This window comes from Victivallis sp. Marseille-Q1083, assembly GCF_903645315.1.
GTDB lineage: Bacteria > Verrucomicrobiota > Lentisphaeria > Victivallales > Victivallaceae > UMGS1518.
Genome location: NZ_CAHJXL010000001.1, coordinates 2,720,988 through 2,741,972, shown reverse-complemented (window position 1 = coordinate 2,741,972; position 20,985 = coordinate 2,720,988). Strand labels below are relative to the sequence as shown.

Sequence of the window (20,985 nt, the reverse complement as noted above, 5' to 3'; positions counted from 1 at the left end):
TTTTATGCCCAAAATCAAAAAGCGATTGGTTTGATTTGATCACCGTCTATGACGGCACAGACGAATCGTTCCCTGATTCGCCGTAATACCGGGTCCGGATCGGCGAAGATATCGGCGACGGCACCCCGGTAAAAATTGCCGAGCAACCACAAACGGGTCGGCCGGACACCGGAGTAGCACCCCTCCAGCAACTCAAACAGCAGTTCTTGCCCGCTCATCGAGATATTGGCTTTGTTCGCCATTTCGTCGATAATCAGCAAATCAAGTTTGCCGATGTCGGTTAACAATTCTTCGGCCGCATACTGTTTGCCGGTCTTGGCCGCGCACCAGTCGGCCAGCAGCCGCCGTAAGGTACAATATCGGACACGCTGGTGTTCGGCAATCAGCCGCGAGGCGACACAACATGCCGAGGTGCTTTTGCCGCTGCCGGTCCGCCCGGACAACAGAATGTTGTTTGTCCGGTGTTCCCACAGCCAGGCCGCAACAACCCGCACCGGCGGCGGGTCCAGCCGGTAACCGGCCGGGATGCCGGATTGGACAATCAGCTCCGGCACCAGCGCCAGATAAGCGGCCTGTTTCGCGTCCGCCTCGGCGGCCGACTGCCGGCGGGCCGATTCGTTCTCGCAGTCCGGGCAACGGGCCGCGGCGTAAAGATCGACGGCAATCTCCCGCGCTGCCGGATCCTCCGGCAAAGCCACCGAAAATGTCCTGCCGCACCGGCAGCGGCAAAAAGCCGTGTGGTTTTCAATCCTGTCGATCATATGCCGGAATAATCCTTTTCGCCGCGGAGTTTGGGTTGTGCCTTGAGCGGGAAAATGCCCTGCCAGTCATTGCGGATCGACGCATTGATCATCTCGACCGCCTCGGCCGCCGGGTATTGCTCCAGCAACGCCAGTTGCGACCGGGCGGCACGGAGCGACAGCTTCTTGCGGTTCGCCTTCCGCGCCGCCTCCCATTCGGCCCAGGCCCGGATAAAAGCGGCGACACGGAGAGGCTCCGGAATCAAACCGGCAAAAGAAACCACCGTTTCTTTTGGGGTTTCTTTAGAAACCCTTTTCTTTCCTGTCCCTGTCCCAGTCTGACGGGCGCGCGTAGAACCGTTTTGTATACCGGTTTTTGTGTTGTTTTGTATATCGGTTTGAATGCCGTTCTGTACATCGGTTTGTATGTTGTTTTGTACATCGGTTTGTATACCGGTTTGTACATCGGTTTGTATATCGTTCCACCGCTTATTGATAGCGGCCTTGCGTTTGGCCGATTTGTCGATCGACGGCTGCATCAAGGTGAAATAAGTGGACAGCAGCCCGTCGAGTTGCGGTGATTCGCCGTAAAGCGCATACCGGCAAATGGCATGGTAGAGTTTGCCGCGCTCCGCATCTGATTTCAGCGCGTCGGCAACCTCCACCCAGGTCCTGAAAACCGTTACCGTTTCAATCGCCGGCATGGTTCGCCTCGCAGGTCACCAGGCCGATCGTCCGGCGGTATTGTTTCTGCGCCGCCTGAAGCCACAGTTCAAGCAGTATCCCAAGCACAAATCCGATCAACAGCGCCGCGATGATTTGCCTTTTTCCCGCTCGGCGCCGCCGACCGGCATACACCGGCCGTAACGGTAAAAACAGACGCGGCAGGCGCCCGGCGGGCAAACCGCCTGACCGGGATGCGGCTTGATCGACGGCTCTTGCCGCTCTAAGCATCGTTTGCATAACTCCCTCCCTTTCATATTCTCTGCAGTGGCCGGATGTCGATAATCCGGCTCTCGTAAATGGTCCAGTGCGACGCATATTCGTTTTCGGCCTGATCCCAGGTCGAAAAGGTCTGGTGCACCAACTCGACGGTATGCGGCCGATCGCCTTTTTTCAGCCAGCCGATACCGACGCTGACGCCCGGCCGGCTTTTGTTCTTGCATTCCCAGCGGATCAATACCGGCCGACCCGCCGGAATGGTGAAGCTGCGCTGCCGCGTTTTGATGACGATGTTTTCCTTCATGGCCGTCCCTCCCGGTGATAATGCTGATTCAGATAGTGATTGATGTCGCCCGGCTTGATCCGGTAGAACTTGTCCACCCGGATGAAAGGAATTTTGCCGTCGTTGCAAAGCTGACGCATTTTTTCATTGGAGACGCCGAGCGCTTCGGCGGCCTGGTCCAGTGTCAGCGTCGGCATCACCGAAAAACGGCTTTCGATCCGTTCGGCGATCCGGTCGCCGATGGCAACTGCCAATTCCAGTTCTTCAATCTTCATCGTCGCTCTCCTTTACCACGTAATCGATACCTTCCCGTTGCGGAAAAACCGGTAGTTCCGGTGACGGTTTATCCAGCTCTTCCAAGCAGCGCAAGGCAAGTTGCTTCCGGTAATCCTCCGGCGGTATCGCCGGTATTCGCAGGTTCTTGACCGGTATAATTTCCGGACCGCTTGTGTAATACTCTTTCGTGATTTTTCGCGGTATTACAGTTCTGCCGCGCACGATCCCGCGCGTCGCCGCCTTGATCACTGCCGATACACTGCTACCGGTATGGGCGGCTGTTCTTTCAAGCAGCATTTTCAAGACCGATGTAGTCCGTAATGATGTGGTTTTCATGACAGGTTTCCTTTCTGCGTTCTTTTTTTTACATTGAAATTTTTTTTCACCAGATGTATTTTATCCACAGCGCGATCGTGACGAATCCGGGCAAACCAGAGCATACGAAAGGGAAACGCAATGAGCGATGAATCCTGGGCTGAACTGTTCCGGCGCAACATGGAATTGAAATATCAAGCGTATTTTTCATGGCTGAAATTCCTTATTTCATTGTCAGGCATATTGTTGACGCTGCTTGTCTCGCTTCCTCAACCGTCAGCGATTCCGGCAGTTCGCATTCTATCGGCACTAAGTGCCGGTAGTCTTTTAACAGCGGTTCTAAGTGGCGTCGCTGCTCTTTACGGTGAAGTACAAGTATTTGACACAGCCTGCAGGGCGGCCCTTGAAGGATGGGCAAACAGGAGTTGTCCGAATCGGGAAATAGCGCGGCCCGCAATCCAGCCCAGATACCAGACCTTTTCCCGCATCGCGCTGGCGGCATTTGCGCTTGGTGTTGTATTGTCAGCCGCGTCCGGTATAACATGGGCGTTAAGCGCTCCAGTTCATCCATAAGTTCGGGATAATCGAATCCGCACAAATTGATCACGCTATACAAATTGCAAAAATAGCGCGTCCGGTAAGTGAGGCCATCCAAAGTGCTTGTTTCCCGGGGGAATTCCTGTAACCGGGGAAATAACAGTCGGGGAGTCATCGCAGGTTTCCTTTCTGCGTTGTTGTTTGGTACGATACAAAATTATTTGCGGCAGTATTATTGCCATTGGCAATATTATCAACAAAAAAATTTTTGTCAATCCATGCCCGGAGAATACGCTCGGTTAAGCCCTGAATCGTCATTCCCCGCTGCTTCGCACAAGAAACGATTTGAGCGTGTATACTTTCTCTTGTGGGAAGATTTTTCATTTTTTCTTTTTCCATTTTCCATGCTCCTTTGGTTGAATCTTCGTAAAGATATATTGCCATTGGCAACAATACAAGCGCTGTTTTGAAAAAAAATACAGAAAATTTCAAGACATTGATTGCTTATGGCAGTCTGGAATGTATATTGTAGTATTCAAAGGGAGAAAAAACATGGCAAATTCCGGTGACAAACATTGTATAACAGAAGAAATCTTACGGCTCGTTCGACAATCAATAGAAGATAATCGCGGATCGAAGGCGGCTTTTTGCCGCATGACTGGGATAACGCCATATAATCTTTCAAAACTTTTGAGTGGCAATAAAAAATTTGTCTATGGTGACGACTGGAATCGTCTTTGTGATTATTTTCCGGAACTTGACGACCGGAAAATAAAAATCAAGGGGCACTGCAACGCGGTAAATGGTAGTGTCGTTCTCGGAGACAATAACCAAATTGGCAGCGATTCCGTGGAAGTGTTTCGATCAGGTTTGATTGCTGAAATCATCATGCTGGATATTGATCCGGTGGCAAAAGACGCGGTATTGAAGACAATCACGGCATATAGGCGGGGCGGTAAATAAGGCACATCATGACTATCTACGACGAAATCCGGGAAGCTCTGCAAAGGGAATGGCGTTCCGGCGTGACACAGCAAGCGATTGCTGATCGGGCAAATTTGACCAATCAGCACATCAATAACCTCCTATCCGGGAAACGAAAGGTGGAATCCATGAAACTTGAAACGTTGTTTAAGTTGTTTCCACAAGCGGCAATCAATCTGACCGGCGCGCAACTCGCCGGGGATAATGCCATTCAGATACAAGGAGGGGTTGCTGTCGCACCGGATGCCGCCATTGTGAATAAAATTCTGGAAGATGAAACCCTGACCGCCGAAGAAAAGATAAAAATGTTAAGGGTGTTGAAAAAGTGAAAAAGATAAATATTGCTTTGCTGGTTGCGCTAACGCTTTTTTGTATCGTCAATTCGGTTGCGGTTGTGTTTTTATTTATACAAAACAAGGAAAGTGCACGCACGCTTGATGTGCTTCAATATTATGCAATGGCTGTTGATTCTCGTCTTTTGGAACTTGAGAAAGGTCAAGCTACCAATGCAAATAATACAATGGCTGTTGATTCTCGTCTTTTGGAACTTGAGAAAGGTCAAGCTACCAATGTGAAGTTGATAAAATTTTCTTTCGATGAATTGGATGATTTAATGGGGAAACTTGTCGAAATACAAGCAGAACAAGAAAAAATGTCTAATGCAATTTGGAATTTTGGGATAGTTCCTATTGTATCTGCTTCGCTTGAATCGCAGGTGCATGAATTAGAGAGGCGTATAAACCTGTTAGAGTTACGTCAATATTGATTTAGAAGTAAACCTAATAATAAAACTATAGGCAAATCATAGCATATGGAGCTAGAGGGAAAATGGAAAAAATACTTGTGGTTATTTTCATAATATGTGGCATGCTCAGTGGATGTATGACAAAAGATTTACCTGCAAGAGAAATAGCAACTACTGCAAACGTCATAGATACACCTCCATATGATATTTTTTCTTTGAATTGGGGTGATTCACCAGAAGCAGTATTAGAAAAGTACCAAACGGCGTATCCTATGAATCAAAAGCCAGATGGAATCTACACTGTAAAAGAAGTAAACGGTCTTGCATTTAGTATGGTGTTTTTCTTTGATTCTGGATTAAATGCGATTGTTTTACGAAAGTGGTACAATAGAGAGAATTTAGTAGAGGCTTTTTATGAGTTCCGGGAAATTGATATGGCTCTGCAAAAAAAATACCCGCAATCTTTTAACTATTTTCAACCTATATTTCAGTCTGATATAGCTTTCCGAACAAATCTTGACCGTTTTAATTTTCAAGGTAATGCGGCACAACTGTTTTGGAGTGCTGATTCTACCAATCAAATTGAAATGTTTAAAAATGGAACGGTATCATTTGACAATTGTTTCACTTTAAAAAATGCAATGCTGTTGACTGGATTAGAACATTCTTATGAGAAAGATTTTTCAGCTGTTTTTGTTATTGCGTATGAGCCGAAAGTTGAAAAACAAAAGCAGCTACAGAACATTGATTTATAGAAGGATGATTTTATGGAAAACGCATTGAAAAAACCGGATATCCGGACTGTCATACTGTCGATCCGCGGCGAAAATGTCATTCTTTCGCAAGATTTGGCCGTTCTCTTCGGCGTGGCAACCAAAGTGTTCAACCAGGCGGTAAAACGCAACGCCGAACGATTCCCGGAAGATTTCGCCTTTCAGCTCAATCAGGAAGAGTTTGTAGAACTGGTCACAAATTGTGACCGGTTCGCCACCTTGAAACACAGTTCAGTCGCGCCATGGGCTTTTACCGAACACGGAACGGTGATGGCCGCGATGGTCCTGAACTCTCCGCTCGCAATCGAAATGAGCATCTATGTTGTGCGCGCCTTTGTCGCCTTGCGCCGGGAATCATCGCGCTATGAGGAACTGAAAAAGATGATCTCGGAAATGGATCGGAAGCTGATCCACCATGATGCCGCGATTCAGATGATTCATGACGTGCTGTTCCCGCCGGTAGTCAACGCTCCGCCACAGGAAAATACCGCTAGTCGAAAAATCGGCTTTGATTCAAAGAAAAAGTAATCATGGCATTACGTCAACGCGGTAAGGAAAATTTTTATCATGCCTATTTTCGGACGATCATCGCCCTGCCGGACGGACGGCTTAAATACGCAACGACGACGGTAAATCTCGGTACGTCCGATCTGGTGACGGCGCGGGCGCTGGAAGCGGACCTGCTGCGCAAAAACAAAGCCGCCAGACTGCACCAGCGGGCGAAAGCGCCCGCAATCCGTCTGGATGTGGCAGCCGGTGTTCGGCCCGCCGCTGACATACAAACAATCCACCGGGAAAGACGGAAACGCCGTCTGAAACTTGCCGATGCCCTAGCGGTCGCGGAGAAATACAAGTCGCTCGGAGAAACCACCGAAAAGCGTTTCCGGGCATTTTGTAAGACGGTCAAGCTCCGGTATATGGATGAAGTAACTCCGGACATTGCCTTTGAATATCTTTGCGGGAAATGTCCGGATACAGGAAACGGGAAGAACTTCAACAACATCAAATCGGCGTTGAACGCCGTTTTTCGCCTTACGCTTCTGGATTCCGGTATGGACGCCTCGCCGTTCGCGAAGATACCTAATCGTTCGGTCTGTTCCCGTCACCAGCGGCCATTTACAGAAGATGAGTTTGTCCGCATATATCGTTCTGCTCCGGAGCCGTGGAAGTCTGCTGCGATGATTGCATGGTTTACCGGCCTCCGGGAAAAAGATGTTTTTCTTTTGCGGTGGGATCAGATTTCCGGCGATGTATTGACGACGCTTCCGGCAAAGACGGCGCGGTTTGGCCGTTCGGTCCAGATTCCAATTCATCCGCAACTTACGGCTGCTCTGGCGGCCCTGCCGCGCGTCGGGGATCGCGTTTTGGGAGCGTGGCCGTATGAGCCTGAATCTATTTCTTTTCGCCGTGCGTTTGGTGATCTCCTGCGTAAGCTAAAAATTTGCGATGATGCTTCCGGATTTGTCGCATTTAACAGTCTGCGTGATAGTTTTGTGACGCGCTGTGATGCAGCCGGAATACCGCGACATGCTGTCCGGGGTCTTGTCGGTCATGTGTCGGATCGTCAAACGGATTTATACAGCCATGATCTCACGTCGGCCCGATTTGTTCAGCGGCTTCCATCCGTGAAATTGGAAAAATCTGTTAAAAATGAAAAATAATGCGTCAAAATGTATGTCAATCAAAAAATCATACATAAAACGGGAGTTCGAATTTCGTTTCATTTTTTGCTATACTATAGATTGTACGAACAATTCAAGCTGGCAGATTCCGTTTGCCGTTTTTTTTAAAACCGATAGATTGTACGAACAATTTATTACAGGAACGAACATGACCGTAACGATGAAAGACATTGCCAAGCTGGCCGGCGTTTCGCAGCAGGCGGTGTCGGCAGCCCTGAACCGGAACGGCACCTCCAAGGTCTCGACGGCGCTGCGCTGCCGGATTCAGGACATCGCAGCAGAATTGAATTATGCGCCGAATTCGGCGGCGCGCCGCCTGAAGGGTTGCGCGACCAAGACGATCGGCATCCATGGCGTGCCTTATGTGTCGGTGCTGATGCAGTCGTTCTTCCTGGATTTGTCGCTGCTCTTTTACCAGCACGGTTACAATCTGCTTTCCTGTTACGGCATCGATGAACAGGCTTCCCGCCGGGCCGCCAACGAGCTGGTGGCCAAAGGCGTCGACGGCATCATCTTCACCGCCGGTTCGATCGAGGACCTCGACGGCAAAAATGTGCCGTTCGTATTCAGTCCGCCGGTTCCGACACCGGGATTCGACGTCACCGTCGACCTGGCGCAGGGCTGCCGGCTGGCGGTGGAGCATCTGCACCGGCACGGCCGCCGCCGGATCGGGTTCGCCGGCATCGGCACCGCCAACGCCAGCGCCAACCGGGAAAAAATCCGCGGCATGCGCGAAGCTCTGGCCGAATGCGGATTGCCCGCAATCGAAACGGCCCTTTTCAGCTTCGGCGACTATGACAACGAGCCGGACGCCATCGTCCGGCACCTCCGGGAACTGTCGCTTGAGGCGGTCTGCTGCGCCAACGATTACATCGCCGCCAAATTGACCGGCGTCCTGCTCCGGGCCGGTTTCCGGGTGCCGGACGACATCGCCATCGTCGGCTATGACGGCTTGACGATGTGCGATTTCTGTTCGGTGCCGCTGGCCACCGTCATCCAGCCGATCCGCCGCCAGGCCGAACTGACCGTCGACTTGATGCTCCAGCGCATCAATGAAAAAAACCGGCCGTTCCAGCCGGCCCGCATCGCGGTGCCGCCCCGCTTTTATCCGTCGATCAGTTGCGGCTGCAGCGGCTGCCAGCTCGACCGGCTGCCGCTTTATGAAACCCATGCCACGCTGGAGCAACAACAGAATATCGGCAATACGCCATGTAAATTTTCCTGACCCAAATGGAACAATCCAAAGGAGGCTTATCATGAGAAAAAAATTCACACTGATCGAACTGCTGGTCGTAATAGCGATCATCGCCATTCTTGCCAGCATGCTGCTGCCGGCGCTGGCCAAAGCCAAGGCCAAGGCGATGGGCGTCAAGTGCATCAGCAATCAAAAGCAACTCGGCCTGGCGATGTGGATGTATGGCGATGATTATGACGATTATACGTTGTGCATTCTCCCCTACGACAATTTTCTGTGGCCTTGGCCGTATCTGTTGAAAGATTACAAGTACGTGACCGCCAAAGATATTTATTTCTGTCCCAGCTCCAGCAGCAAATACACCGTCGATGAAAATTTCGATACCCGTAACGAATTCACTTATGGTCTGTTCCAGCGTCTGGTCGGCGAAAAAGCCAGCAACACCGGCAATCCGCCGATGAAACGCGCCGCGATCGACCGTTACGGCAACAGCAGCCGGGAGATCTGGATGGCGGATACCGCCAACGGGAGCGACGTAACCGGCTTCGGCAATTATTACGGTTCCTGGGCGATTGAATGGGGTTCGGTTTTTCCGGGCAATGAAGGCGGCAAGAATTATTACCCGGTGGCGGCACGTCACCGGCAAAATGCGGCGAACTGCCTGATTTTCGACGGCCATGTCGAAGCGGTGCCGGTTTACGAGCTGCTCAATTACAACGAACGCCGCTGGGTGCCCGGCACCAACTGGGTCGGCGGCCTGGAAGACGGCGGGCTGCTTTGAACAGAACCGCAACCCCGATTGGAAAAATCATCATGAAAATCGTTTCCAGCTGTCTCTGCGTCCTGGCCACGGCGGTGCTGGCGGCCGCGCCGCCGCCCGGCGCTACGGTCAGGTTCCATCAGACCGACGCGATGTCGCTTCCGGTCATCGCCGACGCCGCCGTCGATTGGACAACCATTCCAGTGCTGGCGACCTTCGGCGACCGGGATTATCCGACCGAATTACAGCTCTACGCCGACCGCGACAACGTCTATCTCCGGGCGGTCCTGAAGGGTAAAAACGGTGCACTGCGCGGCGAATCCTCGCCGCGCGACGCCGATTTGGCGGCCGACGACGCGCTGACGCTCTATTTCGATCCCGGCGCCGCCGCCCTCAATTCGTACCGCTTCACCGTCAACTGCCGCAATGCCGTCGCCGATGCCGAAAGCTGGAATACGGCGGTCGATCTGCCGATCCGTTCCCGAACCGGCGAAACGGCCGACGGCTGGCTGGCGGAAGTGACCATCCCGCTCGACTGGCTGGAGGCGGACGCCGGCCAAGGCTTTTTCCGGTTCAACGCCGAGCGCCAGGTTTCCAGCGGCAACGTCACGCCGCTGGTCGTCGCCTGGGGAGACACCCCGCCGGTCACCCTGCCCGACGCCTATGTCAAAACTTACCGGCTGAACGGAGCGCATCTCAATCTCTGGTCAAATGACGCGATGCTGCCGTTGTTCGTCGGTCCGGCGACGCCGGCCGCAACGCTCGCCTTTCAGGCGCCGGACGGCATTTTGACCGTCAGCGGCAGCGAGGGCCGCCACGGGACTTTGCTCGTCAACAGCGCGAACGGCCGGGAACAGTTCCCGCTCGATTTCCACGATGGCCAGGCCAGCGTCAAACTGCCGCTGGAGCGGCTGCCCGACACCTTCAACTGCCTGGCCGTCGTCCGGAACGCGGCCGGCCAACCGGCAATCGCCGCCGGGCGCGGCGTTCGCGCCGCACTGCCCTACGACCGGCCGATCGGCAACCTCCTCGCCGCCACGGAAACAGCGCAATTCTGGACCGCGCCGGCCGGGTACAAGATCATGGATTACGACCTCCCCGGCCCGGCCGGAGACGGCACCCTGCGCTGGAGCTGCGCCGGCAACGAATACGAGGGAGTTTCGCTGGTCGTCCGGCCGTTGCAGTCCAGGGATTACACCGTTTCGGTTTCAGAATTTACCGGGCCGGACGGTCATCGGCTGCCGGTCGACGCCGTCACGCCGTTTGCGGTGGAAAAGGTGATGGTCGTCACGCCGGTCGACGCCTTCGGGCACAGCGGTTACTGGCCGGACCCGCTGGCGCCGCTGGCCGACGGAGAACAACTGCACTGTCCGGCGCGCGGCAACAAGACGCTCTATTTGAGAAGCCATGTTCCGGCCGGCACGCCGGAGGGCGTCTACCAGGGTACGGTCACGCTGGCCGACGGCAGCCGGACGACGGTCATCCCGGCGGAGTTGACGGTTTACGACTTCACGCTGCCCAGACGAACCTTGATGCGGACCGCCTACGCGCCGTGGAATCATTTTGAATATTTCATGGGCGCCACCGAACCGGCGGAGCAGGAAAAGCTCTACCGGCTGATGATCGAAACGATGGCGGAATACCGGCTTTCGCCGGGACTGTTTTTCCGCTACGATCCCGTCGACGTCGACGAGGCGGGCAACTGCGATTTCACCGCTTTCGACCGGCAGGCCGATTACGTTTTCGGCCAACTCGGCCTCGGTGATTTCAACGTCGGTTATCATTGGACGACGCCGGCCTTCCCGTTCAATACGCCGACCAGCGAACTGACCGCCGAACGGCACATTTACCGGCAACTGATCGAACACCTGAAAGCCAAAGGCTATCTCGACTACGCTTTTTTCTACCAGATCGACGAACCCGGCGAAATCATCTTCGACTGGGTGAAGCGGCAATTGGACACCTATCATGAACTGGCGCCGGAAATCAAACGGCTGCTGACCGTCACCACAGCGCCGGAAAACCTGCAGCCGCTGATCGGCTCCGTCGATATCTGGGTGCCGATTCTGAGCAAATATCAGCCGGAATTCTACCGGCAGCGGCAACAGGCCGGCGATGAAGTCTGGTGGTATGTCTGCATGTTTCCCCGTTATCCCTACCCAGCCAACAATATCGACAGCCCCGGCATCCTGCCGCGCATCCGCTTCTGGATGGCGGAAAAGTATCAGATCAGCGGTTCGCTCTACTGGGCGGCCGACTACCTCGGGCCGGACGGCGCCGCCGGCGGCGTTCGCAATCCGTGGGACAACGGCGGCACTTACGCCTGGAACGGCGCCATCCTCTCCAACGGCGACGGCATGCTGTTCTATCCTCCCTGCCGGGTCATTCAGGACAAACCGCTGCTGGCCAGGCCGCTGCCGAGCCTGCGCGCCGAAGCGATCCGCGACGGGCTGGAAGACCGGGAGTACTTCGTTCTGCTGGCCGCTGAAATCGACCGGCTGGCCGCCATTCCCGAAGCCGCCGAATTGACCGAAAAACTCAAAGACGCCCAGCAGGCTCCCGATCAGTTGATCGACAGCCTGACCGAATTCGATTACACCCCGGAACATCTGCTGGCGCAACGCGACCGCATCGCCCGACTGATCGGCGAAGCGCGCCACCAATTTCCGCCGACTGGAGAATCCCGATGAAACGGCTGATTTTATTCCTGTTTTGTTTTCTGGCGGCGGCGACCGCATTGCGGGCCGAAGCCGTCTCTTATCCGGTCGGCCGGACGACGGTCACCCTGACGCTGGATACTGCCACCCCGCCGATCGCCCGCTTTCAGAACCAGGATCGGGCACTCTATTTCCTGACCCTGGCGCTGACCCAATTTGAACGGTACGGCGTCGGTTATGAGCAGAAAGGGATTTCCTGGCCGGCAATCGAACGCCTGGAAGCCATTCAAACCACCCGGGAAACGCCGGAGTTCACCCATTTGACCGTGACGGCGCTTCACCAGACCGACCAGCCGGCCGAACGGCCGTTCCGGCTCGTCTATTCGCTGTACATCAGTCGCCGGCTGCCGGTGGTATTGTTGAAACTCGAAAGCCTGACCAATTTATCGGAGCAGCCGTTCCGGGTCGACGGCATTCACTTCGAATACGAATACGACTCGGCGGTCGTCAGTTATTTCGGCGGTTTGAATTTTGCCGTCGGCGACCGGGAAAGCAATTGGCACGGCCTTTTCCTGCCGGTGCCGGACCAGCCGCTGCCAAACTGGGAACGCACCCCGGAAATCGTTTCGATCACCCTGACGCCGCCGCAATCCTACTGGCTGAAGCCGCAGGCGGTCTGGCCGGATTTCGGACCTTATTTCGCGGCGGTCTTTCTGGAATATGGCGGCAGCGATCGAACGGAGGTCAGGCAGCAGGCGATCGAACTGGCCCGGCAATTCCGCCGGCAGCTTGATCCGGACGACTGACACCGGTCTATCCCGCCCTTCCGGTAAACTCATCCGTACATTTATAGTTGTAAAAGAAACAGGCAATCATGAAAACGAATCAGATGGAGACGGTTTCTTTCGAGGCGGCCGTTCCCGGCCGCTATCGCTGCGGCCCCCTGAATTATACGCTGCGCTCCCTGGCGGCGGTATTCATCTGGCTGATGATCGGCGGTATGACCTTAAGCGTCTTTACCATGCTTCCCGGCCGCATGCTCCCGGTCAAACTCCAGGAGCTCGGCTCCTCCGACTTTCAAGATCAGCTATTTTTACAATCGGAAAATGGGGCTCGACGACAAGATGTTATTGTCGCACCATCTTCTGGCCTGGGCGCTGCCATGCCAGCTCGGCATTCTGGCCGTCTGGGCCTGGGTCCGCCGGGGAATCCGGAAAGATATCCGGCTGGCGCTCGCCGGAGAAACGCCGCACAACGGCATTCCTCATCATGGCTTGCTGCTGCTGGTGGCGCTGCGGCAATTCGTCTTGATCGGCATGAACATTTACCAGGTGATGCTGATCGGCGAAACCGGCGGGTTCGCATTCATGATGGGAGACATCGCCTGCAGCGGCATGACGGTATTGAGCATTTACACGGTCGCCCGGATGGAGCGCGGCATCGTCACCGAAGTCGTGGCGGGCAACCGTCTTTTCAGCGTTTTCGGCCAATAAAGCCAGCTCAGAAGCTGTCGGACTCCTTGACCATGTCGCGATATTTGGCAAAAATCGGCGCCCGGGACAGGAAACCGGCAAACCGGCCGTCGCGTTCACAGACCGGCAGCGTTTTCAACCGGAACATATCAAAAGCCGCCATCGCGTGCGCCAGATCATCGTCCGGCGTCATCACCGTCGGCGGCTCCTCCATCAGATCAAAAACCAGCAGGTGGTTGTAAACCTCGGGATGGAGCATGGCGCTCATGATCTTGTCCAGATAGACCACTCCGATCAACCGGCCGTCATCATCCAGCACCGGAAAGGTTTCATCCGGGGTGTCCTCGACGACCGAGATCACTTTGTGGAGCTGGTCGTTCTGGCGCAGCGCGTGATACTGCCGGTTGATGCTGGGACGCACCGGCAGACGGCGCAGCAGCAACTGATCACGGTCGTCGTCCAGCAAATTATTTTCCACCAACGCCTTCCGGTAAATCGAATGCGGTTCGAAGAAACGCGCCACCAGAAAGGCCACCGAAGAAACGATCATCAGCGGCACGAACAGAATGTAGCCGCCGGTCACCTCGGCGATCAGGAAAATTCCGGTCAGTGGCGCCCGCAGCACCGCAGTGAACACGCCGCACATGCCGACCGCGACGAAATTGTACTCCTGCAATTGAATCAGGCCGGTCAGATTGACCAGGCGGGCGAACGCAAAACCGGTAAAAGCGCCGATGAACATCGACGGCGCGAAAATTCCGCCGTCGCCGCCGGCGTCGACGGTCAGCACCGAAGCGACCACTTTGAGCAGGATGACGACCCCCAGCAGCAACAGCAGAGTCAGCGTATTGGACGGCAGCCAGGAAAGCAGCGTCGAGGCGGCCACCAATCCGTCGCCATCACCGGCAAAAAGTTTTTCGATGAACAGGTAACCCTGGCCGCTCAAGACCGGGAACAACAGCAGAATGATGCAGAGGATGCTGCCGCCGACCCACAGCCGCTGCCAGGGATTGCGCAATTTGTTCTTCAACAGTCCGGCGGTCCAGTAGGCCGCCCTGATCACGTAAACGCCGACCAGCGCGCAGACGATGCCGCACAGAAAATAGCAGGGAATCGCATCGGTCCGCCACGGCGCATTGATGGCCAGGATAAATTGATTGTCGGCAATGATCAGGTGGGAGACCACGGCGGCCACTGCCGAAGACATCATCATCGGCACCAGCGCCGAGACGCTGAACTCCGGCAGCAGCACTTCGGCCGCGAACAGCACTCCGGCGATCGGACTGCCGAAAATCGCCGAAATCGCCGCAGCCGAACCGCAGCCGAGCAACAGGCTGCGCAAACGGCGGTGAATGTGGAAAAAGGACCCGGCATTGGCGCCGATCGCCGCGCCGGTCAACACGCTCGGCGCCTCCAGACCGGCCGAGCCGCCGAAGCCGACCGAAAACGCGCTGGAAATCAGATGGGTAACCGTCTCGCTGAGCGGAATATTGGTGCGGCGCCGGTTCAGCGCCAGAATCAGCGGGCTCAGGCTCTTGGCATAACGCTGGCCGCCGAACCATCGCTGGACCAGGAAGGAGAGCAGCAGGCCGAACATCGGCAAACAGAACACCACCAGCAGCCAGGCATATTCATGCAGCCGGTTCGAGAAATCCCGCAACTGAATGCCGAGCAACTCCAACTGGACGACCAGGGCATGCAGCGCCGCCGCCGCCACTGCGGCAAGCGCGCCGATGGCGAGGGACAGCACAATCAGAAAACTCTTTTCCCCCCAGCGGGAATACCAGAAATTGACTGTCCGCAAAATGACCTGCCGGTGGAACCGCCATAAAAATTTTTTCATTTTCCCGCAATCATTTCCGCCACCCAGCCTTGTTTCTCCCCCTCTTCCGTCACGAAGCGGCCAACTGCTTAATATACCACTTTACAGCGCGAATGTCAATGCCGCCCGGCCGTTGCGCCGTTTTTGCCGCCTGAAATTTTCATCTCCCGACATCCCGGCCACAAATCCGGGTTTTCGAGTTGTAAAACCGGCGATTCACCATTATTTTTTGAACAATCACCGATATCAACGCAAAGATGGGGACTGATTTTGGAAGACGACGGAATTCTCGGGTTTCAGTTGCTGGTACTGTTCTTTTTGATTCTGCTGAACGCATTCTTCGCCGCTTCGGAAGTGGCGCTCATTTCGCTGAAACAGGCGGCCGTCCGCCGCCTGACCGAACAGGGCGGCCGGCGCGGCAAACGGCTGGCGGCACTGCTTGCCGATTCCGGCCGTTTTCTGGCCACCGTCCAGGTCGGCGTCACCTTCGCCGGTTTCATGGCCAGCGCTTTCGCGGCGGATTCCTTTTCCGATCCGCTGACCGACTGGCTGCTGGCGCACGGCGTGACGTTCCTCAGCCGGACGACGCTGGACGCCGTCATCGTCCTGCTGATCACGCTGGTGCTCTCCTACCTGTCGCTGGTCTTCGGCGAACTGATTCCGAAACAACTCGGCCTGCGTTATGCCGAAACCTTCGCACTTTATGTCGCCGGGCCGATCGACTGGATCGCCAAACTCACCGCGCCGTTCGTCTGGCTGCTCAATGCCTCGGTCAACTTCTTCCTGAAGCTGTTCGGCGGCGGCAAGGCGGTCAAGCAGGAGGTCACCGAGGAGGAGATCCGCCTGCTGGTGGATATCGGCGAGGAAAACGGCGTCATCGCCAGCGATGAAAAGCAGATGATCGAAAATGTCTTCGAATTCAACAACAAAACCGCCGGCGACGTCATGACCCACCGTACCGAGGTCGTCGCGCTGAACCTGGATACCCCGCCGGAAGAAATTGAGAAAGTGCTGCTGGAATGCGGCTTCTCCCGGGTGCCGGTCTATCACGAGGATATCGATGAAATCGTCGGCATCCTGCATTTTCGCGCCTATTTCGCCGCCAAACTCAGTTCCGACCGGCCGCCCGATCTGCGGCAGTTGATCACGCCGGCCTATTTCGCGCCGGCAACCATGCGCGCCAATGTCCTGTTTCAAAACATGCGGAACCGCCAGCTCAATTTATCGGTGGTGCTGGATGAATTCGGCGGCACCGCCGGCATCGTCACGCTGGAGGACCTGCTCGAAGAGATCGTCGGCAGTCTGTATGACGAATACGACGACACGTCGGACGAAGTGCAAGTGCTCGGCGACGGCCGCTGGCGGCTCAACGGCTCGATGCGGCTTGATGAAGTGACCCAGGCGACCGGTATTCCGTTGCCGGAGGAGGATTACGACACGCTGGGCGGTTTGATTTTCGGCCAGCTCAACGCGGTGCCGACAACCGGAGCGAAGGTCACGCTGCCGGCGCAACGGGTCGAACTGGTGGTGGAGTCGGTGGTGGAACGCCGGGCCGACAAAGTGCTGATGACGGTAAAGCCGCCCGTGTCGGAAGAATCTGCCGCCGCGGCCGACGCTCCGGAAGCATGATTTCCGGCGGTCACAGCCGGAGAGGGCAAAAAGCGCAGAGACATTTCAGCCAACAATCGAAAGGCGATATCATGGAGAAGCCAACCGGGATTTTCGCGTCCGGCCGCCGTTTTTTCGTCGGCTGCAATTACTGGGCCAGCCACGCGGGTACCGCGATGTGGCGGCAGTGGCAGCCGGAAACGGTGGAAGCCGACCTGGCACTGCTGCAAAAGAACCGCATTGAAACGCTGCGGGTGTTTCCGCTCTGGCCGGATTTCCAGCCGCTGGTGCGGGAAACCCGCTGGTGCCAGACCGGCGGCGAATTGCGGCTGGCCGGCGGCCTTCCGCTGCCGGATACGGCCGCCGGCCGGGCCGGGGTCGACGAAACGATGGTGGCACGCTTCCGCCGCCTGGCGGAACTGGCCAACCGGTACGATTTGAAATTGATCGTCGGACTCGTCACCGGCTGGATGAGCGGCCGGATGCACGTGCCGCCGGCCTTTGAAGGCGTCAATGTCCTGACCGATCCGGAGGCGGTCCGCTGGGAGGTGAAACTGGTCCGTTTCCTGGTCCGCTCGCTGCGCGACTGTCCGGCGATCGTCGCCTGGGATCTCGGCAACGAATGCAACTGCATGGCGCTGCTGGAACACGCGCCGGATGCCGCCTGGCTGTGGAGCGATACGATCACCGCGGCCGTCAAACGGGAGGACGCCGGCCGGCCGGTCGTCTCCGGCATGCACAGCCTCGTCTGTTACGCCGACGGCAACTCCTGGACGATTGCCGGACAGGCGGAAACCACCGACGTACTGACCACGCACCCCTATCCGCTGTTCACCCCCGGCTGCGCCCTCGATCCCATCCATACGATGCGGAACGTCTTTCACGCGACGGCGGAAACCCGGCTCTACGGCGACGTCGGCGGCGTACCGGCCTTCATCGAAGAGGCCGGAACGCTCGGACCGGGCGTATCGAGCGACCGGGTCGCCGGCCGATATATGCGCAACCTGCTGTGGAACGCCTGGGCGCACGATTGCCGGGGCATGCTCTGGTGGTGCGCCTTCGACCAGGGCGACCTGGCGCAGACCCCCTACGACTGGATGGCGATCGAACGCGAACTCGGCCTGATCCGCCGCGACGGCGGCGGCAAACCGGCCCTGCTGGAGTTGAAGCAATTCGCCGAACTGCTGGATCGCGCCAATTTACGTCAACTGCCGCCGTTCCGCCGCGACGCAGTGGTCATCCTGACGCCGGGCCAGGACAACTGGCTCGCGGCTTACGCCTGCTTCCTGCTGGCCAAACAGGCCGGTTTCGATGTCGAATTCCAAACGGCGGAACAGCCGTTGAAGCCGTCGGCCTTTTATCTGATGCCGTCGATCGCCGGTCCGGCCGGCATGCCGCGGCACCGCTATCTGGCCCTGCTCGAAAAGGTGCGGCAAGGCGCCACTTTGCTGGTCAGCTCGGATGCCGGCATCCTGCAGCCCTGCAATGAAGCGTTCGGCATCGACATCGAATACACCGCCGCGGCAACCGCGCCGGTGACCGTTCGTTCCGAAGCCTTCCAATTCGACTGTCCGGCCCGCACGCTGGTGAAACTGTCCTGCCGCGGGGCTCAAACGCTGGCCGGCGACGGCGACGGCGACCCGGTTTTCACCTGCCACCGCCACGGCAACGGCAAGCTGCTGTTTCTCGCCGTGCCGCTCGAATTGGCCGCCGCGACGACGCCCCGGATGTTCCTGCCGGAAGCGCCGCCCTGTTACCGGCTCTATCAACTGGCGGCCGAACTGGCGGGCGTCGTCCGGCTCGTCACCCGAACGAACCGGTCACTGACCTTGACGGAACACTCCGCCGCTCCGGATGAACTGCTGGTCGTGGCGGTCAACAATACGCCGGAACCGTTAACCGACCGGCTGACGGCGGCGGCCGGCTGGCATTTCGATTCGATGGCGTACGGCGCGCCGCCGGAAAATGAGCGCTGGACGATACCGGGGAATTCCGGCAGCGTACTGCGTTTTCGGAAAAAATAGCGAAAAAAAAACGACACAGCGACCGGCGCCGGCGGAAGGATGAAAGAAAACTACGGGCGGCTCTATCAATCAGGCTTTTCCCGTTGACCGCGTCCGGGTGCCCCCCGGAGCGGCTGCTTTTTTCATTTTCAAATATGACGCACGAACCGGAATTTAGTTGAGGCGCTTCAATACCAATGCCGTCCGGCACGGCAGATACAACTGCAGCAGATACCGCAAATCACCGCCGGACAACTCGGCTTGCGTGAAATAACGCTGCTCCGGCACCACCCGGCCGAATCCGTTGAACTGCGGCGCGTCGGAGTCCAATACCAGGCGGTACTCGCCCGGCAGCACCTCCAGCCGGTAACCGTCGTAGGAATCCGCCGGATGGAAATTGAAGAAAAACCACAGCGTGCCGCGGTTGAACGCCAACACCTTACCCTGTTGATCGATCCGGACGCACTGCGGCACCGTATCGAATACCCGTTCGGCCTTCAACAACGCCAGCATTGCCCGGTCGAAATTCTGCAGTTTCCCGTAACGCAGGTAATCGGCATCGGCCAACGACCACTGGCGCCGCGCATAATGATTCGACCATTGATTGCCTTCGCGCGGAAAATCCACCCATTCCGGGTGGCCGAATTCATTGCCCATGAAATTCAGGTAGCCGTCGCCGGCCGTCGCCAGCGTCGCCAGCCGCGCCAATTTGTGCAGCGCCACGCCGCGGTCGACGATCAAGCTCGGCGTATCCAGCGCCATCGCCCGGTACATCTCCGCGCCGATCAACCGGAAGATCGCCGTCTGGCCGCCGACGATCGCCTGATCGTGGCATTCGACATAACTGACGGTCCGTTCATCCGGCCGGCGGTTGGTCAATTCATGGTACAGGCCGAACATGTCCCAACTTTCGTCCGGCACATCGAACAGCCTGAACCAATAGTCGGTCACGCCCATCGCCATCCGGTAATCGAAACCGCAGCCGCCCTCCTCCACTCCGGCGCCCAGGCCCGGCATGCCGCTGACGTCCTCCGCCACCGTCGTCGCCGCCGGCCGCACTTCGTGAATCACCTGGTTGGCCAGCGCCAGGTAAGCATAAGCATCCTCATCCACCTGATCGCCGAAATAATCCGCATAGCCGGTGAAAGCATGCCCGAGGCCGTGATGCAGATACAACATACTGGTAACCCCGTCGAACCGGAAGCCGTCCAACTGGTACTCATCGAGCCAGAAACGACAGTTCGACAGCAGGAAATGCAACACCTCCGGCTTGCCGTAATCGAAACAAAGCGAATCCCAGGCGAAATGTTCCCCGCGGTCGCCGGCGTGGAAATACTGGCAGCGGGTGCCGTCAAAGCGCCCCAGCCCTTCGATCTCATTCTTCACCGCGTGCGAATGGACCAGATCGATGATCACCCGCAGCTTCAGCGCATGGGCCGCATCGACCAGTCCCTTGAATTCGTCCGGCGTGCCGAACCGCGAAGCGATCGAAAAGAAGTTGGCGACATGGTAACCGAACGACCCGTAATACGGATGGCTCAAAATCGCCATCAACTGAATTGTGTTGTAACCGGAAGCGGCGATGCGCGGCAGAATCTTCTCCCGGAATTCGGCGAATGAACCGACCTTCGATTCCTCCTGCGCCATGCCGACATGGGCTTCATAAATCAACAGCGGCCCATCCAGCTCCGGCGCCGGATGCCGGAATTGATAGTTTTTTTCCGGCGCCCAGACTTGAGCGCAAAAGAGTTTCGTCGTTTCATCCTGGACGACATATCTGGCGTAAGCCGGAATCCGGTCACCGTGACCGCCGGGCCAATAGACCCGCAGCAGATAATTCATGCCGTGCCGCAATGCCGCCGCCGGCAGCCGCAACTCCCACTGGCCGGGCGCCGCCAGCCGCTTGAAATGATATTCCCGGCATTCCCGCCAGCCGTTGCCGTCGGACAGCAAGACGATGCGTTCGGCATTCGGCGCCCATTCGCGCATCACCCAGCCATCCGCCGTCCGGTGCAGACCGAAAAAAGTGTGCCCGGCGGCGAAATCGGCCAGCGACTGCCGGCCGCCGGTCAATTGCAGCAGCCGGGCTTGGCGGCGCTGCCGCCGCCTGGCGATCGCTTCCCGGTACGGCTCCAGCCACGGGTCGCACGCCAGCGGCGCCGGACGATTGCTCCTTGCTTCCATATTCTCC

Annotated in this window: 23 protein-coding genes; 14 read left to right on the top strand and 9 right to left on the bottom strand. The window is 56.8% G+C overall.

What is annotated here, in order from left to right:
• Positions 1–14: 14 nt before the first annotated feature.
• Genes HWX74_RS11290 through HWX74_RS11265 form a run of 6 tightly spaced genes read right to left on the bottom strand, consistent with a single transcriptional unit; the run spans position 15 to position 2,577 of the window.
• Positions 15–761, bottom strand: a complete 747-nt coding sequence (locus tag HWX74_RS11290) for an ATP-binding protein (protein ID WP_176013636.1) — start codon at positions 759–761, stop codon at positions 15–17.
• The gene (locus tag HWX74_RS11285) at positions 758–1,444 is read right to left on the bottom strand and encodes a DUF6291 domain-containing protein (protein WP_176013635.1); all 687 of its coding nucleotides are present in this window, start codon (positions 1,442–1,444) and stop codon (positions 758–760) included. The genes HWX74_RS11290 and HWX74_RS11285 overlap by 4 nt, the downstream gene beginning before the upstream one ends.
• Positions 1,431–1,703, bottom strand: a complete 273-nt coding sequence (locus tag HWX74_RS11280) for a hypothetical protein (RefSeq protein WP_176013634.1) — start codon at positions 1,701–1,703, stop codon at positions 1,431–1,433. The genes HWX74_RS11285 and HWX74_RS11280 overlap by 14 nt, the downstream gene beginning before the upstream one ends.
• A gap of 13 nt (positions 1,704–1,716) precedes the next feature.
• The gene (locus tag HWX74_RS11275; RefSeq protein WP_176013633.1) at positions 1,717–1,986 is read right to left on the bottom strand and encodes a hypothetical protein; all 270 of its coding nucleotides are present in this window, start codon (positions 1,984–1,986) and stop codon (positions 1,717–1,719) included.
• Positions 1,983–2,240, bottom strand: coding sequence for a helix-turn-helix domain-containing protein (locus HWX74_RS11270; protein WP_176013632.1), 258 nt, complete (start codon positions 2,238–2,240; stop codon positions 1,983–1,985). Before HWX74_RS11270 ends, HWX74_RS11275 begins: the two co-directional genes overlap by 4 nt.
• Positions 2,230–2,577 (bottom strand): hypothetical protein, encoded by a 348-nt coding sequence (locus HWX74_RS11265; RefSeq protein WP_176013631.1) that lies wholly within the window; start codon positions 2,575–2,577, stop codon positions 2,230–2,232. The genes HWX74_RS11270 and HWX74_RS11265 overlap by 11 nt, the downstream gene beginning before the upstream one ends.
• A 120-nt stretch (positions 2,578–2,697) precedes the next feature.
• On the opposite strand from HWX74_RS11265, the gene HWX74_RS11260 reads away from it, so the two are divergent.
• Positions 2,698–3,129 carry a hypothetical protein gene (locus HWX74_RS11260; protein WP_176013630.1) on the top strand — a complete coding sequence of 144 codons (432 nt, stop codon included), beginning with the start codon at positions 2,698–2,700 and terminating at the stop codon, positions 3,127–3,129.
• A 135-nt stretch (positions 3,130–3,264) separates the two neighbouring features.
• On the opposite strand, the gene HWX74_RS11255 is transcribed toward HWX74_RS11260, so the two are convergent.
• Positions 3,265–3,492 (bottom strand): hypothetical protein, encoded by a 228-nt coding sequence (locus tag HWX74_RS11255; protein ID WP_176013629.1) that lies wholly within the window; start codon positions 3,490–3,492, stop codon positions 3,265–3,267.
• 153 nt (positions 3,493–3,645) lie between these two features.
• Here HWX74_RS11255 and HWX74_RS11250 point away from each other — a divergent pair, with 153 nt between their 5' ends.
• From HWX74_RS11250 to HWX74_RS11200, 11 genes are all read left to right on the top strand, one after another.
• On the top strand, positions 3,646–4,056 hold the full coding sequence (locus HWX74_RS11250; protein ID WP_176013628.1) for a helix-turn-helix transcriptional regulator: 411 nt from the start codon (positions 3,646–3,648) through the stop codon (positions 4,054–4,056).
• A gap of 8 nt (positions 4,057–4,064) precedes the next feature.
• Positions 4,065–4,406 carry a helix-turn-helix transcriptional regulator gene (locus HWX74_RS11245; RefSeq protein ID WP_176013627.1) on the top strand — a complete coding sequence of 114 codons (342 nt, stop codon included), beginning with the start codon at positions 4,065–4,067 and terminating at the stop codon, positions 4,404–4,406.
• Entirely contained in the window at positions 4,403–4,843 is a 441-nt protein-coding gene (locus tag HWX74_RS11240) for a hypothetical protein (RefSeq protein ID WP_176013626.1), read from the top strand. Before HWX74_RS11245 ends, HWX74_RS11240 begins: the two co-directional genes overlap by 4 nt.
• A gap of 62 nt (positions 4,844–4,905) precedes the next feature.
• Positions 4,906–5,577, top strand: a complete 672-nt coding sequence (locus HWX74_RS11235; RefSeq protein WP_176013625.1) for a hypothetical protein — start codon at positions 4,906–4,908, stop codon at positions 5,575–5,577.
• A gap of 12 nt (positions 5,578–5,589) precedes the next feature.
• Positions 5,590–6,123 (top strand): ORF6N domain-containing protein, encoded by a 534-nt coding sequence (locus HWX74_RS11230; RefSeq protein WP_176013624.1) that lies wholly within the window; start codon positions 5,590–5,592, stop codon positions 6,121–6,123.
• Positions 6,124–6,125: 2 nt separating this feature from the next.
• Positions 6,126–7,256, top strand: a complete 1,131-nt coding sequence (locus HWX74_RS11225; protein WP_176013623.1) for a tyrosine-type recombinase/integrase — start codon at positions 6,126–6,128, stop codon at positions 7,254–7,256.
• 169 nt (positions 7,257–7,425) lie between these two features.
• On the top strand, positions 7,426–8,502 hold the full coding sequence (locus tag HWX74_RS11220; RefSeq protein WP_176013622.1) for a LacI family DNA-binding transcriptional regulator: 1,077 nt from the start codon (positions 7,426–7,428) through the stop codon (positions 8,500–8,502).
• 31 nt (positions 8,503–8,533) lie between these two features.
• Positions 8,534–9,253 (top strand): type II secretion system protein, encoded by a 720-nt coding sequence (locus HWX74_RS11215; RefSeq protein ID WP_176013621.1) that lies wholly within the window; start codon positions 8,534–8,536, stop codon positions 9,251–9,253.
• A gap of 32 nt (positions 9,254–9,285) precedes the next feature.
• A complete protein-coding gene (locus tag HWX74_RS11210; protein WP_176013620.1) occupies positions 9,286–11,922 on the top strand; it encodes a glycoside hydrolase domain-containing protein in 2,637 nt (878 codons plus the stop codon).
• A complete protein-coding gene (locus HWX74_RS11205) occupies positions 11,919–12,695 on the top strand; it encodes a hypothetical protein (protein WP_176013619.1) in 777 nt (258 codons plus the stop codon). Before HWX74_RS11210 ends, HWX74_RS11205 begins: the two co-directional genes overlap by 4 nt.
• A 318-nt stretch (positions 12,696–13,013) precedes the next feature.
• Entirely contained in the window at positions 13,014–13,382 is a 369-nt protein-coding gene (locus HWX74_RS11200) for a hypothetical protein (protein WP_217704931.1), read from the top strand.
• 7 nt (positions 13,383–13,389) lie between these two features.
• Here HWX74_RS11200 and HWX74_RS11195 read toward each other — a convergent pair whose 3' ends face one another.
• Positions 13,390–15,204, bottom strand: coding sequence for a chloride channel protein (locus HWX74_RS11195; RefSeq protein ID WP_176013617.1), 1,815 nt, complete (start codon positions 15,202–15,204; stop codon positions 13,390–13,392).
• A 249-nt stretch (positions 15,205–15,453) separates the two neighbouring features.
• Here HWX74_RS11195 and HWX74_RS11190 point away from each other — a divergent pair, with 249 nt between their 5' ends.
• Both HWX74_RS11190 and HWX74_RS11185 read left to right on the top strand, forming a co-directional pair.
• The gene (locus tag HWX74_RS11190; RefSeq protein WP_176013616.1) at positions 15,454–16,812 is read left to right on the top strand and encodes a hemolysin family protein; all 1,359 of its coding nucleotides are present in this window, start codon (positions 15,454–15,456) and stop codon (positions 16,810–16,812) included.
• 71 nt (positions 16,813–16,883) lie between these two features.
• Positions 16,884–18,815, top strand: a complete 1,932-nt coding sequence (locus tag HWX74_RS11185; RefSeq protein ID WP_176013615.1) for a beta-mannanase — start codon at positions 16,884–16,886, stop codon at positions 18,813–18,815.
• 153 nt (positions 18,816–18,968) lie between these two features.
• Here HWX74_RS11185 and HWX74_RS11180 read toward each other — a convergent pair whose 3' ends face one another.
• Entirely contained in the window at positions 18,969–20,978 is a 2,010-nt protein-coding gene (locus tag HWX74_RS11180) for an alpha amylase C-terminal domain-containing protein (RefSeq protein ID WP_176013614.1), read from the bottom strand.
• Positions 20,979–20,985: the final 7 nt, after the last annotated feature.

What these genes read in the sequence shown, in the direction of transcription:
- HWX74_RS11290 (WP_176013636.1), bottom strand. Translation starts at nt 761, where the DNA reads ATGATCGACAGGATTGAAAACCACACGGCTTTTTGCCGCTGCCGGTGC.
- HWX74_RS11285 (WP_176013635.1), bottom strand. Translation starts at nt 1,444, where the DNA reads ATGCCGGCGATTGAAACGGTAACGGTTTTCAGGACCTGGGTGGAGGTT.
- HWX74_RS11280 (WP_176013634.1), bottom strand. Translation starts at nt 1,703, where the DNA reads ATGCAAACGATGCTTAGAGCGGCAAGAGCCGTCGATCAAGCCGCATCC.
- HWX74_RS11275 (WP_176013633.1), bottom strand. Translation starts at nt 1,986, where the DNA reads ATGAAGGAAAACATCGTCATCAAAACGCGGCAGCGCAGCTTCACCATT.
- HWX74_RS11270 (WP_176013632.1), bottom strand. Translation starts at nt 2,240, where the DNA reads ATGAAGATTGAAGAACTGGAATTGGCAGTTGCCATCGGCGACCGGATC.
- HWX74_RS11265 (WP_176013631.1), bottom strand. Translation starts at nt 2,577, where the DNA reads ATGAAAACCACATCATTACGGACTACATCGGTCTTGAAAATGCTGCTT.
- HWX74_RS11260 (WP_176013630.1), top strand. Translation starts at nt 2,698, where the DNA reads ATGAGCGATGAATCCTGGGCTGAACTGTTCCGGCGCAACATGGAATTG.
- HWX74_RS11255 (WP_176013629.1), bottom strand. Translation starts at nt 3,492, where the DNA reads ATGGAAAAAGAAAAAATGAAAAATCTTCCCACAAGAGAAAGTATACAC.
- HWX74_RS11250 (WP_176013628.1), top strand. Translation starts at nt 3,646, where the DNA reads ATGGCAAATTCCGGTGACAAACATTGTATAACAGAAGAAATCTTACGG.
- HWX74_RS11245 (WP_176013627.1), top strand. Translation starts at nt 4,065, where the DNA reads ATGACTATCTACGACGAAATCCGGGAAGCTCTGCAAAGGGAATGGCGT.
- HWX74_RS11235 (WP_176013625.1), top strand. Translation starts at nt 4,906, where the DNA reads ATGGAAAAAATACTTGTGGTTATTTTCATAATATGTGGCATGCTCAGT.
- HWX74_RS11230 (WP_176013624.1), top strand. Translation starts at nt 5,590, where the DNA reads ATGGAAAACGCATTGAAAAAACCGGATATCCGGACTGTCATACTGTCG.
- HWX74_RS11225 (WP_176013623.1), top strand. Translation starts at nt 6,126, where the DNA reads ATGGCATTACGTCAACGCGGTAAGGAAAATTTTTATCATGCCTATTTT.
- HWX74_RS11220 (WP_176013622.1), top strand. Translation starts at nt 7,426, where the DNA reads ATGACCGTAACGATGAAAGACATTGCCAAGCTGGCCGGCGTTTCGCAG.
- HWX74_RS11215 (WP_176013621.1), top strand. Translation starts at nt 8,534, where the DNA reads ATGAGAAAAAAATTCACACTGATCGAACTGCTGGTCGTAATAGCGATC.
- HWX74_RS11210 (WP_176013620.1), top strand. Translation starts at nt 9,286, where the DNA reads ATGAAAATCGTTTCCAGCTGTCTCTGCGTCCTGGCCACGGCGGTGCTG.
- HWX74_RS11205 (WP_176013619.1), top strand. Translation starts at nt 11,919, where the DNA reads ATGAAACGGCTGATTTTATTCCTGTTTTGTTTTCTGGCGGCGGCGACC.
- HWX74_RS11200 (WP_217704931.1), top strand. Translation starts at nt 13,014, where the DNA reads ATGTTATTGTCGCACCATCTTCTGGCCTGGGCGCTGCCATGCCAGCTC.
- HWX74_RS11195 (WP_176013617.1), bottom strand. Translation starts at nt 15,204, where the DNA reads ATGAAAAAATTTTTATGGCGGTTCCACCGGCAGGTCATTTTGCGGACA.
- HWX74_RS11185 (WP_176013615.1), top strand. Translation starts at nt 16,884, where the DNA reads ATGGAGAAGCCAACCGGGATTTTCGCGTCCGGCCGCCGTTTTTTCGTC.
- HWX74_RS11180 (WP_176013614.1), bottom strand. Translation starts at nt 20,978, where the DNA reads ATGGAAGCAAGGAGCAATCGTCCGGCGCCGCTGGCGTGCGACCCGTGG.